The organism is Clostridium puniceum, assembly GCF_002006345.1.
Classification (GTDB): Bacteria; Bacillota; Clostridia; order Clostridiales; family Clostridiaceae; genus Clostridium; species Clostridium puniceum.
In genome coordinates, this window is the sequence record NZ_LZZM01000063.1 from 14,853 (window position 1) to 30,050 (window position 15,198).

Annotated in this window: 13 protein-coding genes; 2 read left to right on the forward strand and 11 right to left on the reverse strand. The window is 27.8% G+C overall.

Annotated features, from left to right (window positions below; translation table 11 throughout):
• Positions 1-22: 22 nt before the first annotated feature.
• Positions 23-1,255, reverse strand: a complete 1,233-nt coding sequence (gene fabF / locus CLPUN_RS05230) for a beta-ketoacyl-ACP synthase II (protein ID WP_077846274.1) — start codon at positions 1,253-1,255, stop codon at positions 23-25.
• Between the two features lie 200 nt (positions 1,256-1,455).
• On the opposite strand from fabF, the gene CLPUN_RS05235 reads away from it, so the two are divergent.
• Positions 1,456-2,349, forward strand: coding sequence for an AraC family transcriptional regulator (locus tag CLPUN_RS05235; protein ID WP_077846275.1), 894 nt, complete (start codon positions 1,456-1,458; stop codon positions 2,347-2,349).
• A gap of 726 nt (positions 2,350-3,075) precedes the next feature.
• On the opposite strand, the gene CLPUN_RS05240 is transcribed toward CLPUN_RS05235, so the two are convergent.
• A complete protein-coding gene (locus tag CLPUN_RS05240) occupies positions 3,076-3,942 on the reverse strand; it encodes a radical SAM protein (protein ID WP_077846276.1) in 867 nt (288 codons plus the stop codon).
• A gap of 101 nt (positions 3,943-4,043) precedes the next feature.
• Positions 4,044-4,223: a hypothetical protein gene (locus CLPUN_RS05245; RefSeq protein ID WP_077846277.1), complete on the reverse strand. Its 180-nt coding sequence runs from the start codon at positions 4,221-4,223 to the stop codon at positions 4,044-4,046.
• Between the two features lie 302 nt (positions 4,224-4,525).
• Here CLPUN_RS05245 and CLPUN_RS05250 point away from each other — a divergent pair, with 302 nt between their 5' ends.
• Positions 4,526-5,023, forward strand: coding sequence for a DUF6803 family protein (locus CLPUN_RS05250; RefSeq protein ID WP_077846278.1), 498 nt, complete (start codon positions 4,526-4,528; stop codon positions 5,021-5,023).
• A gap of 115 nt (positions 5,024-5,138) precedes the next feature.
• On the opposite strand, the gene CLPUN_RS05255 is transcribed toward CLPUN_RS05250, so the two are convergent.
• From CLPUN_RS05255 to CLPUN_RS05285, 8 genes are all read right to left on the reverse strand, one after another.
• Positions 5,139-6,548 (reverse strand): amino acid permease, encoded by a 1,410-nt coding sequence (locus CLPUN_RS05255; protein ID WP_077846279.1) that lies wholly within the window; start codon positions 6,546-6,548, stop codon positions 5,139-5,141.
• A 355-nt stretch (positions 6,549-6,903) separates the two neighbouring features.
• Positions 6,904-8,142, reverse strand: a complete 1,239-nt coding sequence (locus tag CLPUN_RS05260; protein ID WP_077846280.1) for an MFS transporter — start codon at positions 8,140-8,142, stop codon at positions 6,904-6,906.
• 297 nt (positions 8,143-8,439) lie between these two features.
• Positions 8,440-10,218, reverse strand: a complete 1,779-nt coding sequence (locus CLPUN_RS05265; protein WP_077846281.1) for an ABC transporter ATP-binding protein — start codon at positions 10,216-10,218, stop codon at positions 8,440-8,442.
• Positions 10,157-10,891 carry an ABC transporter ATP-binding protein gene (locus tag CLPUN_RS28545; RefSeq protein WP_341424242.1) on the reverse strand — a complete coding sequence of 245 codons (735 nt, stop codon included), beginning with the start codon at positions 10,889-10,891 and terminating at the stop codon, positions 10,157-10,159. The genes CLPUN_RS05265 and CLPUN_RS28545 overlap by 62 nt, the downstream gene beginning before the upstream one ends.
• The gene (locus tag CLPUN_RS28550) at positions 10,807-11,946 is read right to left on the reverse strand and encodes an ABC transporter transmembrane domain-containing protein (protein ID WP_242954052.1); all 1,140 of its coding nucleotides are present in this window, start codon (positions 11,944-11,946) and stop codon (positions 10,807-10,809) included. The genes CLPUN_RS28545 and CLPUN_RS28550 overlap by 85 nt, the downstream gene beginning before the upstream one ends.
• Before the next feature lie 4 nt (positions 11,947-11,950).
• Positions 11,951-12,931, reverse strand: coding sequence for a LacI family DNA-binding transcriptional regulator (locus CLPUN_RS05275; RefSeq protein WP_077846282.1), 981 nt, complete (start codon positions 12,929-12,931; stop codon positions 11,951-11,953).
• A 226-nt stretch (positions 12,932-13,157) separates the two neighbouring features.
• On the reverse strand, positions 13,158-13,640 hold the full coding sequence (locus CLPUN_RS05280; protein ID WP_077846283.1) for a MarR family winged helix-turn-helix transcriptional regulator: 483 nt from the start codon (positions 13,638-13,640) through the stop codon (positions 13,158-13,160).
• A gap of 24 nt (positions 13,641-13,664) precedes the next feature.
• On the reverse strand, positions 13,665-15,188 hold the full coding sequence (locus CLPUN_RS05285) for a DHA2 family efflux MFS transporter permease subunit (RefSeq protein WP_077846284.1): 1,524 nt from the start codon (positions 15,186-15,188) through the stop codon (positions 13,665-13,667).
• Between the last annotated feature and the right edge of the window lie 10 nt (positions 15,189-15,198).

Genomic DNA, 15,198 nt, shown 5'->3' on the forward strand with positions numbered 1-15,198 from the left:
AGTTTTAGCGTTCCTTTTTTATTTATAAAGCCTTCAAAATCAAAGATGCATTATGCCCGCCAAAACCAAAAGAATTTGTTAACGCATAAGTAAAATCAGCCTCTTTTCCTATGTTAGGTACATAATTAAGATCACATTCTGGATCTGGAGTTTTATAATTTATTGTTGGAGGTAAAAAACCTTCTTTCAGTGCAAATGAAGTTATAATAGCTTCAATAGCTCCTGAGGCTCCTAATAAATGACCTGTCATTGATTTTGTTGAACTAATAGATAATTTATATGCATATTTATCAAATACAGCTTTCACTGCTGCAGTTTCACCTTTATCATTTGCTTTTGTTGAAGTTCCATGTGCATTTATATATCCAATATCCAAAGCATTTATCTTTGCATCTTCAATTGCAAGTTTCATACATTTTGCTGCGCCTTCTCCACCTTCAGCAGGTGCAGTCATATGGTATGCATCATTTGTGCAACCATATCCAACTATTTCAGCAATAATATCTGCTCCCCTATTTAACGCATGTTCAAGTTCTTCAAGTATAAGAATACCTGCAACTTCACCTAATACAAATCCATTCCTTTCTAAGTCAAATGGTCTGCATGCTACACTCGGATCATCATTGGTGGTCATTGCTTTACTTGCAGAAAAGCCTGCTAAGGTTAACCCATTAATACACGCTTCTGCTCCCCCTGCTATCATTATATCTGCATCATTTCTTTGTATTACTTTAAATGAATTACCTATAGAATTAGTAGACGATGCACAAGCTGTAACAGTACATTCATTAAACCCTCTAGCACCATACTTTATAGCTACAAGCCCTGCTGCCATATTAGGTATCATCATCGGAACTACAAAAGGACTAACTCTTCGATAACCTTTTTCAAGAAATTCGCTATGTTGATTTAACATAGTTTCAATGCCTCCAACACCAGTTCCAATTATTACCCCCATTCGTTCTTTATTTACTTTGTCTAAATTAAGCTTTGAATCTTCAATTGCCATTTTAGCTGCTGCCAATGAAAACTGTGCAAATCTATCAGTTCTTTTTATTTCTTTTTTCTCTATAAAATCACTTGGATCAAAATCCTTTATTTCGGCTCCAACCTTAACAGGCAAATCACAAACATCAATACTTTCAATTGTGCTTATTCCACATTTTCCGACTCTTATTGATTTCCAAAGATTATACGATCCAATCCCAAGAGATGATACACTTCCGACTCCTGTAATAACTACTCTTCTTTTCATCAAAAAACCTCCTAAATTAAATAAAAATAATGTAATTTAAAAAAATTTAATCTTCTTTACTTTAATAGCTACATTATATATAATGATTTCAAATGAATTAGTGTTTCCTTCAAATATAATTCTAATAGATATTATTTATTAAAATGAACAAATATTGCTTTTTAATATAATAACTATTTAATAGGAAAAGGTGTTAAACTATGAAGGACTTAAAAGAAACTATAGTTACAACTATAGTTTATATTGAAAAAAATCTTTCTAATAGGATTTCTTTAGATGATATATCTCTTTATACTGGATTATCAAAATATTATCTCCATAGAATTTTTAAATCCTTGACAGGAGAGTCCATTATGGAATATGTTCAATCACGTAAATTAACCAGCAGTCTTAATGAACTTTTAAATACTAACATGCGAATTATAGATATTGGTTTAAATTACGGTTTTTATTACGAACAATCTTATATAAGAGCTTTCAAGAAGAAATTTGGTTTTACCCCTTTAAAAGTAAAGTCAGCCAAGGCAGCCTTAAGTTTGGTTCTTACAGAAAAAATAAATGCTGATAATATTTTTTCTCTAGGGAATTCGATTACGTACACTCCCCATTTTGTTTTTAAACAAAAATTTAACTTAATTGGTGTTAAGTATAAAATACTAAGTAAATCTGGAGATAAAAGTGCCAATTCATATGGCAGAGATTTCTTCTATAATCATAAAGATAAAATTAACAATATTATAAATTCAAATGTATACTATGGATATACAGATTGGAGTAGTAATGAATTTATATATTATATACCAAGTGCAGAAGTTTCTGACTTAAACGAAATACCAGAAGGAATGTCATGTATTTCCATACCAGCTTATAAATATGTTGTATTTCGTTTTGTTGGTTTTTTTCGACCAGACGAACTTAACGGAAGACATTTGGGACGATTATTGGTTCAATTGTACAGAAAATGGATTTTAAGATCAGATTATAAATTTGCAGATACCTTTAGATTCGAATATATAGATAGTTCCATATCAAAAGATAATTATTGTGAATTATATGTATATCAACCAATAGAATCTATATCTAATACTTTATAAATCCGCGCAAAATACAATCATTTTTAATTCATAACTTAAACTTAATATTTTTTATTAACTAAGAGAATCTCATATTTACTCAGTTGCTAATTTTCTTGTTTTACTAACTGAGGATATTTCAATTATGAAATATCCTCAGTTAGTATATCGTATTTCTACTATGACATTATTAAATTTATTCTGTATAGAATTTGTAATTATATAAAATTTGAAATAAGTCAACATATAACTTTTCAGATGGTGAATTCTATTTTTTATTTTTTTATTATTCACTACATCAGATAGGATTAATATAATAATGCACCTATAATTTGATTATCCGCTTCAATTTTATAGGCAATAAACTTCTTGATAATATCTATTTCAGACTCTACCTTATCATATCTAGGTGGCTCTACATTTCTTTGTTAAATGCTTTTGTTTTTATTTTAATAATTACAACTAATTGTATACTCAACCTCATAGGTCAGATACATTTGTATTTAAATAGCAATTCCCTCCAAACTTTCTTTAAATATTATTTTTAACACTTCATACGTAACCTGTTGATTATGAAAAATTTGTAGCATGCCTTTAGGTGTTATCTTATATCCTAACAATTCATCTTCATGAGAAATAAGCGCTTTCGCTTCAATATTAACATGATCTTTAAAAGGAATAATGCGAATAAAATTATTATCGCCTTTATATATAAACCATAAATAATAACAATCACTAGTATATTATCTATAATCTTCTTGCCTCTTCTTTTTTTAATTTATTTGTATCTTTATAATGATCAATCTGATTTAAGAGCACCTCTTTATCTCTAGGAAAATTTCCCCTTAATGAAATATAATTTGATGCATGGTTGCACCTAAATACTATTTGTTCCCTGACATTAATACTTTCAACTAATATTTTAATTTCTTCTAAAATTTCCTTGTCATTTAAAAGCGTAAATTCTTTATTTATAATTTTGTTATGCATAGAAGTTCCTTCTTCTATCATAAGAGTTAGCACACCTAAATAATGTGGACGCATACTGCTTATTATTTTACCAGTTCTAACTGCATGATTTTTGCTTTTTTCTCTTCCACCAATGCCAGCTATTACAGTTACAGATAATAATATTCCAGATTTCTTAACCTTTCTTGCTGCCTTAACTAATTCTTCACTATTAACACCTTTATTTATCTCATTTAAAACTTCATCATCGCCACTTTCGACCCCCATATATATCATAGATAGACCTAAAACTTTAAGCTCTTCTAATTCCTGCGACGTTTTAAGCAATATAGATTTTGGAGAACCATAAAGTGTAACTCTAATACATTCTGGGAATATCTTTTTTATATATCTTAATATTTCAATTAAATCTTTTGTTTGTATAATCAAAGCATCTCCATCAGCCAAAAATACTTTTTGAACATAACTATATCTTTCCCTAAAATAATCTATATCCTTTTTAATGTCTTCTAAAGACTTTATTATAAATTTTTTAGATTTATACATATTACAAAAACTGCATTTATTGTGAGAACACCCCAAAGCCACTTGTACTATAAGACTATTTCCTTCACTAGGTGGTCTATACAATGGATAGTTGTACATAAATATTTTCTCCCCTTATAATTTTTATATATAAGTAAGCTTTATTAAAAGTCTACATTTCTAAATAAGATTTATTTAGTAGTAACTATAAAATAATTTTTCTATTTTTCTTCCATAAGCTTCTTCGTTTTATTTTGAACCAACCATAATTTCTTTTGTTTTCTATTAAATGCAACCATCCTGTTTTTATTATTTTTATTTTCATCAATTAATCTTATATATTCTGCATCCGCGATTTTAAGTGCCTCTTCAATTACTAAAAGTTCTTCTTTCGTAAACATAATATCTCCTCCATTTATTTAATATTTTAAGTTAAAATTCTTATTTACATTATTAATTTTCACAATGTAATTTTTCATCTAAGTTTTATTTTATATTTCGAATTATTCTTTGTAAATATGGTTATTATAATTTAAATTAATTATTGCTATAATTCTAATTATCTTTCTATTATTTTTATTTAATTAACTTATCCATCCTATTCTTGAATCTCATATTTTATATAGAAATTTTAATCCTCTTCATAAAATCTTCATAATAATTTTGTAAGATGATCTTAGAAAATTTAATGGAGGTATCAATTATGAATATGACTCATTACATGTCGCTACTTGCTGATAATCAACCTTGGAATCTTATTATTTTTATGGCTATACCAGTTATTTGTGCTGAAGCTCTTACAATATCAGAGTTTTTCATCCTATTTAACAAAAGCAAAAGTGGAACTTTAAGAACCTTTAATAAAATAATTGGTGTTTTTGATGGTTTATACTTTACAGGTATTTTTGTTTACTTGTTCGCAACAGCTGTTATTCCATTAACTAGTACAGGTGGATGGCATGGTCTAATAGATGTATTAGCAGTTGGCTTCTATTTATCTGGTGTTATCTTCTTACTTCCTATTTCTCTAATGGAACTTGGAATAATCTTCAAAAATAAGACAACTGACGAAAAAATGAAACTTCACTTTATTCTTATTGGTGGATTTTTAGTTGTTGCACATATTGCAATGATATTTGGTATGGTAAATCCAGAACTTATATCTAATATGTCTGATATGTCTACTATGCCTGGTATGTAGTAATCTTATAAAATAATAAATTTATTTTATATAATTTATACCAATATATTATTAAAGGGATTTTAACATTGAAATTTATTCAGTGCTAAAATCCCTTTTTTATATTTTGTATAAATTATTCTTGTGCATTATTCTTTTTCGCAAAATATGGCATAATTAAACCTAAACCAAGCAATATAAATGGAGTTATAATATTAAGTACTAATTGAAATGTATCTGTTGAATACATTCCTCCAATGCATGCAAATGCAGTAAATCCAAAACACCATGCACCGAATATAATTCCAATTGTTCTATTTTTTATAAAATGATACTCAGCTTTAAACTTTTCTCCTGCTTTTTTAAGTGCAATATATGCCGCAAACACCCATAAATAACGAAGAGGCATACATACTGCATTTAATTTTACTAACCACTTAACTAATGCATCTACATCTTTAATACCAAAGGCTGGTACAATTATTAATATTGAAACTATTATTAATATAAGTTTATGGCCATTAATATATGCTCCAAACTTGTTTTTTACAAACATTTTTTTAGGTATAAAGTTTTTATCTGCGCTATCTAGTAACATACGTAAAGGTGCATCAATTGATATAATTAATACAGCAAATTGACCAATCATATTTGTTATCGCATATATCACCACAAAGAAATTTCCTAAGTTGTAATATTCTCCTAACTTTTGGAAAGCATAATATGCACCATTAGTCATTAAATCTTTAGGAACATTATTTGAGTTAAACATCATTCCAAGTGAAATAGTACCTAAGATAGCACATACAGCAACCATAATTGCTAATGTAATCATTCCTTTTGAAAATCCTTTTGCTGGATCCTTCATTTGATTAACATATGGTGAAATTTTTTCACAGCCACCAACTGCAAAAACTAAAATAGATAAGCTAGTGAAAAACTTCATATCAAAGGTTGGCATAAAGGTTTTCAAAGACCAATCTATAGAATTTAAGTGTGCATCTGTAATTGCAGGTGCTGCTATCATTAAAACAATAAATAAAATAGACATTACAAACATAGATGTTCCTGCAAGTGTTGCCAATTTTTTCAATGGATTTAATCCTTTTGATGCTATGTAAAGTCCAATTATAAAAATTACTAAACAACATAATTGTAATAATCTTGGATCCATGCTACTGATCCTTTTATCTTGAAATATAGCCCAGCTTGTTGCAATCATAAAACCTGATGGTTTTTGTGAAATATAAGGCATATGAACTACCCAATATGTCCATCCTGCATAATATGCAATTTTAGGGCTTATAGTTTCATTAATCCATGAACTAACTCCCCCTCCAAAATCTTTAAATGCAGATCCTAGTTCTCCAACCATTAAAGCATAAGGTACAAAATAAATAGCAAAAATTATTATCCAAGATACAATTGCCTTAAGGCCATTATATTCAGAAAAACCATTAATAACGTTACCAAAACCCCAAACTGTTGAAAACGCCATAAATGCTAAACTGTACCAAAGAATCTTTTTATCATTTTTTTCTGACATAAGTTTTTCTCTCCTATATTTTCTATTTTTAATATTTACATTAAAATATTATACTATTTTTGTACATATGTATATAGATTCGACAAATTCATCTTATTTTTTCTATTTATTGTATATTTATTTGTTAATATTGGAATTTTTATTTATGCAAATGATCATTTTAACTATACTTACCAGTTTAAACATCATACAAAAAAGAAAAATCAGTAAAAAGCCTTCAACAATATATTTCGTAATATTAAAAGCTTCTTTTATGTAGACACTGTTTCATATAAATTTAACACTACGTTAAAAAAAATTGTTGCTAAATATAAAACTATATATTTTTGATATATTCATCTTTTGATCTAATTTATTAAATATCACTTCTATATCTTTTATATATCAATAATGGAATCATAAGCAAAATTATTATTCCACCACAAGCTGCAAATCCTATTCTTGCATTAAAATGCTCTGCGAACAATCCAGCATAAAGATTTCCAAAAGGTGTAGATCCCGCAAAAACCAAAGTATATACACTCATAACTCTGCCTCGATATTCATTATTAGAATTAAGCTGCAAAGTTGAATTTGCACTTGAAGTAAAGGAAATAAAAAAAAATCCAGTAATCCCAAGAAATATTCCAGTTAATAAATAAACATTGGTATACCCAGTAGCAATTAATAAAACTCCTACTATTAAAGGTACAATATAAACAACAAATTTTTTTGGTCCAGATTTACTTAAGGTAGCTATAAACATTGCACCTAAAAATGATCCTCCACCCATAAAAGACATTAGAATACCAAACCCTGCTTCATTTTGTTTTAATACTTCCTTTGTAAATACAGGAACAAGAATATTAAAATTAGGAACAAAAGTACCTACTATTGCCATAACTAATAAAGTATACAAAAGAATCTTCTTATGATATATGTATTTAAGTCCATCTTTTATTTCTTCTAATAATTTAGTATCAACTTTAGTTTTTCTTTCTATTGGCTTTAACTTAATAAAAAATAAGCTTATTACAACTGCTCCAAAGCTTATTGCATTTGCAAAAAAACAAACTGCAATTCCAGCATATCCCATTACTATACCCGCAAGTGCTGGTCCAATAATTCTAGCTAAATTAAAAACCATAGAATTTAATGCAATTCCATTCATTAAATCTTCTTTTCCGACCAGCTCTATGACCATTGACTGACGTGCAGGCATATCAATTGTATTAACTATGCCAAGAATTGTGGACATAATTAAAATATGCCAATATTCAATCTTCCCTACCCATATTAATATTGCAAGTATTAGAGTAATTATAAGTGAAGCTGATTGGGTAAATAATAAAATTTTCTTTTTAGAAAATTTATCCACAAAAACACCTGCAAATAAAGCAAATATCAACATTGGTGTAAATTGGACAATTCCAATCAAACTTAATAAAAATGGTGAATTTGTTAAGGTATATGCCAGCCATGGTTGAGCTATATTCTGCATCCAAGTTCCTATTAAGGAAATGCACATACCTATCCAATAATATCTAAAATTCTTATGCTTCAATGCAATAAAAGGATTATTAAATGTATTTTTTACTTCATTGGTAACATTCATTATAATATCTCTCTTTCACTTTTATTCTTTAAATGATAATTGTATTTTTATAGGTTATTTTTTAAGTTTATAATATATATATTCTGATTAGCTCACAAAAAGTTAGAATTAAGTTTTTAAACCACAATATATAATTATTTTCTTGAATGACTTATATTTTAAATTGTGTCTTTAAAATTATTGCACTCCTTTTTATTATTTAACCATATTCTAATAAATAAAATACATATACTTAGCTGCTGAACATAATTTTAATGTAGTAAATTAATTAGAACTTATATATTAATACTAATTGTTTTACTTCTTTACAATTAATTCTCTATAATATCCCCCTAATTCCATAAGAGAATCATGATTTCTTATTTCTAAAACTTCACCATTCTTCAGCACAATTATTACATCTGCATTTCTAATTGTTGAAAGCCTATGAGCTATTATTAGCGTTGTTTTTTCTTTTGTAATATTATTAATAGCCTTTTGAATCAGCTTTTCAGTTTGAGTATCAATATTAGAAGTTGCTTCGTCTAATACAAAAATTGAAGGATTATGAGCTACTGCTCTAGCAAAAGATAACAATTGTTTTTGTCCTAATGAAAGAGTACTCCCTCTTTCCATAACTGGCTCATTGATTCCCCATGCTAAACCTTTTACAACTTCATTTCCATAAGAAATTTCTAAAGCTCTTTCTATTTCATCTTTTTCAATAATGTCATTTAAGGTTATATTTTTCTCAATAGTTCCTAAAAATAAAAATACTTCTTGGAGCACCACTGCTATATTTCTTCTAAGATCTCTTTTCTTTAATTCATTAATATTTATTCCATCAATTAAAATTTCACCTTTTTGTACCTTATAAAATCCACTAATAAGACTAATTATAGTTGTCTTTCCAGCCCCTGTTTCTCCAACAAAAGCAGCTGTTTGTCCTTTATTTAACTTAAAGTTTACATTCCTCAAAATCCAATCTTTATTATTATAAGAAAACCATACGTTCTTAAATTCTATATTTCCTCGGAAATAACTTGCTCCAATACCTAAATCTAAATTTTCTAGATTTTCCTCCTCATCTAATAATTCAAATATCCTATCAGCTGAAACTAAAGCTGATTGAATAGTTGTATAATTATCTGCTGAATCAGATATAGGGTTAAAAAATTGCTTTATATATGTTGTAAATGCATATAATATTCCTACACTTAAGCTTTGGTCAGTAATTTTACCCATACCGTACCAAATTAATATAGCTACCGCCAAACTTTGAAACACATCTGCTACAGGTTTTAAAAAGCTGTTCATCCAAACTTGAAATAATGTAGCTTTAAAATATTCATTATTCAGCTCACAAAATTCTTCTTTTTTTTCTTTTTCTCCATGAAATATTTGTACTAACTTCATTCCTAATATATTTTCAGCCATAAATCCATTTATTTTACCAATTAAACTTTTCATCTTAGTAAAATTTCTTTTTATTTTGGTTTTCAAAATAAATACTACTCCAAACATAAAAGGAACTACGCAAAATAAAATTAAAGCAAGCTTTACATTTATAATCAACATAGTATATACTATTCCAATTATTAAAAATACATCTTTAAAAAAACTGATTAAAACATCTGTATACATTTCACTTAATGCTTCAACATCATTTGTCGCTCTTGTTATTAAGCTTCCTGATGAAGTTTTGTCTAAATACCAAAGAGGTAATAACTGTACAGTTTTGAATACTCTGCTTCTTAGTATTTTCATTATATCTTGTCCTACTTTGTTTATTAACATTACCTGAGTAATTGAGAAAAAAACACTCATAACAACTACTGCAAAATATAATATTCCCATAGTTGTTATTGAATACAATCCATCTTCTACAATATGTTTAGTTAAGAAATCATCGATTACTAATTTTAATATGTATGGTTTAATTAATTGAGCTGCATTTACTATAATTACACATATACATGCAAGAATAACTCTTTTTTTATATGGTAGCATTAACTTTAATAGCCTTCTTATAGTTTTAGGATATTTCACTTTTAAATCCATTTTTTTCTCCATTAAATTGAGATTTGTAGATATCATAATATAATCCTCCTTTCTCAATTAATTCTAAATGAGTACCCCTTTCAGCTATTTTCCCATTATCCATTACTATAATTTCATCAGCATCTAAAACTTGTGATATTCTATGAGCTACTATTATTGAAGTTTTATCTTTTCTTGTTCTTCTAATATTTTTTAAAATTTGTGCTTCAGTAATCGTGTCTACTGCTGAAAGTGAATCATCTAATATAAGTATTTCAGGATTTTTAATTAAAGCTCTTGCAATCGAAATTCTCTGTTTTTGTCCACCAGAAATATTAACTCCTCTTTCCCCAAGGATTGTATTAAATTTTTTTGGAAAATCCATGATGCTTTCAAATATACAGCTATTTTTAGCAGCATCTGTAACTTCCTCATCAGAATATATTTCTTTAAAAAACTTTATATTATCTGATATTGATGCTTTAAATAAAAAATTATCTTGTGGTACAAATCCAAAGCTATCTCTTAAATTTTTAGGATTATAATCATTTATATCTATTCCATCAAAGAATATCATTTCATTTTGAACATTATACATTCTTAATAATAAATTAACTAACGTACTTTTGCCTGAACCTGTTTTTCCTATAATGCCAAAGTATACCCTTTGAGAATGCTCAAATTTATATCTTTTAAAACTGTTTCCTTTGAACCTAGATATGAAAAAGATAAATTTTTTATTTCTATATTTCCCTTAAAAAAAGTTTTTATAGAATTTTCATTTCCCTTTATTTCGATTTCATTATCAAATATTTCATTTAACCTATTTAAAGATGCCATACCTCTTTGAAATATTGTAATAATACGACCTATTGAAATTATAGGTGTCATTATCATAGTAAGATATCCATTAAAAGTAATAAAATCTCCTAATGAAATATCACCTTTTAATACCATTTTTCCACCAATAATAAGATTTAAAACAAAACTTATAGTAAAACATATTTCAATCACTGGTGATACATAAGATGATGTATGTACCATATCTAAATTTGATTTTGACATTCTTTCATTTAATTCTTCAAATTTTGTACATTCTTCATCTTCCTGTACATAAGCTTTAATGACTCTAATACCATTTATATTTTCCTGTACTCTATCTGAAATTGAAGCAAAATTTTCTTGAACCTCAATAAAGCATCTTTTTACAACTTTACCAATATTAAACATTATAAATACAATAAAAGGTATTGGCATTAGTGATAAAAGAGTGATTTCCCAATTTATAGATTGTGCCATTGAATAAATAGATATAACACATATTACAATTCCATTAACTAACATTGCAGTTGCAGGTCCAAAGGTCATTCTAACAGCATTTATAGCATTTATAGCATAAGCAATTAAATCTCCTGTTTTTCTTCTATTATAAAATTCAAGCGATAATTTTTGAAAATGTTCAAAAAGTTTTTCTCTAAGAAAACACTCCATCTTCCTTCCATTTCCAATAATAAGATTTCTCCATATATAAGTACTTACAAAGGTACCTAATGCAATAAGCATCATATAACCAATATTTACGTGTACAAAACTCGATTTAAAATCATTTTCCTTTAAAATATCTATTGTATTTCCAAGTACTTTGGGAAAAAGAGTTTGAATGTAAGATGTAACTAGCACAAATATTATTCCAATAAAATATGAAATTTTATGTTCTTTAATAAAATTAATTAATATCGTTTTACCTATATAACATCTCCTATTCCAAGTGAAAATCTTAAACAAATTATCATTTTACAGAATCTCTTTCAACTAAAACACTATTTATTGTAATATTTTCATAAGGCTTTTCTGGATTTCTTATTCTTTTAAAAAGAAGTGACACAGCAACTTCACAAGCATAATCAATGTTTAATTCCAAAGTTGTTAAGGCTGGTATAGATAATGAAGACATTTCAGTATTTCCACTACCAATAACAGATATATCTTCTGGCACTTTTATTCCTTTATCGTATAAAAACTTTATAAGTTTTATTGCTGTATAATCCCATTGACACACTATGGCAGTTGGTCTATCCTTGCTATTAATTAAATTAAGCATCTTTTCTTCAAAGTTTTCTTTATATATAAAAAATTCATCTTTTGTAGTCAACTTATAATCTTCCAAAGCTGAAGTTATTCCAAGAACCTTTTCTTTATTTTTATATACACTGCTGTTTCCTAAAAAACCTATTTGGGTATGGCCTTTTTTAATCAAATATTCACATTGTTTATAACCACCATTATTAAAGTTATACCAAACACTATCACAGTCAAAAGAAGGTGAATAACCAGTGTAAAAAACTTGATTCTTTATTTTACTAGAAATAAACTCTACATACTTATTATTGAATCTTCCAATAAATATAATTCCATCAAAACTTATTCCCTTTTGAAGTTTATAAGGTAAATAAAGTTCTTCTTGATGATCTTTATCTACAAATTCTAAATCATATTCTGAACCAATTTTTTGTATAGCTTTTTCAATGCCTTGGACCATATGACTATAGTTACTAGTATCTTGTACAAACGGCTTTTGATGAAGGACGAATATTTTAATTTCATTATTAGTTTTTTCTTTAAAATATCCCATCTCTTTTGCTTTACTTAAAATTTTATTTCTTAATTCTTCACCAACACCTACTCGCCCCGAAAGTGCTCTACTAACAGAAATTGTAGAGGTTTCAAGTGCTTTTGCTACGTCCGAAATTTTTACTTTATTACTTTTCAAAAAATATACCTCCTACCCAATTTATTTCTTCTATCTATCTATCTATTATTACGTTAGCATATAGATATTATTACGCTATATTCTCAAAAATTATAACGCAATAATATTAATTATACTAAAGTTACAAAATATTGTAAACATATTGAAAATTCTACCTAAAAAGCACCTCATTAATATAATCTGCATTAAAGCAGTTTTATATTAATGAGGTGCTTCTTTGAAATTTTTATTCATTTTCATTTAACAATATGCTTAATTGTCTTAATCCATCAATCATATTTTTTATTTCATCTGAATCAGTGTTTTTTATAGCCTCAGCTATAAAACCAGTAATAAATTCTTTTTTCATTTTACATACATCATTATTTTTTTTGAATTCTTCCGAAAGTGATAACTTTACAATTCTTCGATTATTTTTTGGTATTTCTCTTTTTACAACACCTTGTTTTTCTAACCGATCAACTATGCCTGAAACTGTACTTTTAGTTAAAACCATATGCTCGCTTAGATTATTAAGAGTTATTGACGGCATCATATATAAATGAAATATGACACCTAATTGAGGTGCTGTAAACCCATACTTTTTCGCACTTTTTTCAGATTTGAAGCTAATAGCCTTTCTAATGTTTTTAAATATATCAATTATCTCATCTGCTTGTTTTTGAGTTAATTCATCATTTACACTAGGTAAATCCTTTCTGGAATTCACTTTTCTCACCTCCGTATTTTAAAGTTATCTTCTAGTTTTCATAAATAAAGTCAAAATCAAAGCCATTATTACTGCCGCAACTGTTACCATGACAGCATATGCCATCCCATCGATAGTTGCCTGACCTTGTATAATTTGTGTCAATTTAGATACTGCTGAAGCTTTAGCACTACTTTGTGGCATTCCTGAATGCATATATAATTTGGTTAACGTACTTATCATATCATTTGAAGCTTTATTATAAACATTAATTTGTTCTGCTAATTTAGCATAATTATAATCGCTTCTCCCTTGCATTATAGTAGATACTATAGTTACAGCAAGTGCACCTGCTATTTGCCTAATCGTATTATTAAGAGCTGATGCCCGTGATACTAATTCTGTTTTTACAGCATTCATTCCAGCTGTACTAATTGGCATCATGGCAAGCCCAAGTCCGATTGATCTAATACAAGTAACTAATATTATATACTCTTTACTTGTATTCGTATTTATAGTATTTGCAAGTTCATAAGAACTAATACCTAATATAATTAGTCCCGGTATTACAAGAGGTTTTGCACCCATTTTATCAAACATCTTCCCACTTATAGGCATCAAAACTCCCATTACCAATGCAGAAGGTAACATAATAAGACCTGTTTCAATAGCAGTATATCCTCTTATATTTTGCAAAAACATAGGTAATATATAAGATGATCCCATAAGTGCTAAAGTTAAAACACTAGTTATAATTAAACTTATACTAAAATCAAACAGCTTAAGAACTCGCAAATCTAATAAGGGATTTGGATGTGTAAGCTCATTTACTACAAATAATATAAGACTTAATATTCCAAGGGTCATTAATATTGCATTTTCCATCTTACTCCAATCAATTGAAGAACCTTCCCCAAGCACATATAACACACTCACTAATCCAATTGTACAAGATAAAAATCCTATTATATCAAATGATTTAAATGGTTTTTTTTCTGAATCTTTTAATAAAATTCCTGCCATTATTACGCCGACTACCCCTATAGGAACATTTACATTAAAAATCATTCTCCAGTCCAACTTTTCGATAATAAATCCTCCAAGTGTTGGTCCTATAGCTGGTGCAGCCATAGCTGCTATTCCCCAATAACCAAGAGCAAGTCCTATTTTTTCTCTAGGAAACAAGCTATATATGATTGACATTCCTACTGGCATTATCATACCACCACCAAGAGCTTGAAGTATACGAAAGGCTATCATAGTTCCACCACTCCAGGCAAAACCACACAATAAAGACCCTACAGAAAACATACCTAAAGCAAACATATATATTTTTTTAGATCCAAAAGTATCTTGAAGAAATCCCGTTAATGGTATAATAGCTCCAAGTGTTAATGAATAAGCTGTTATAATCCACTTAGCATCATCTAAAGGCATTCCAAAAACAGACATCATCTTTGGAAGAGCAATATTAACTATACTACTGTCTAGTATAGACATGAAGGTTCCTATTACAACTACACCTAATGCTAACCAGCTATTTAATAATCCTTTACTCTTCTCTTCCATGTTATCACCC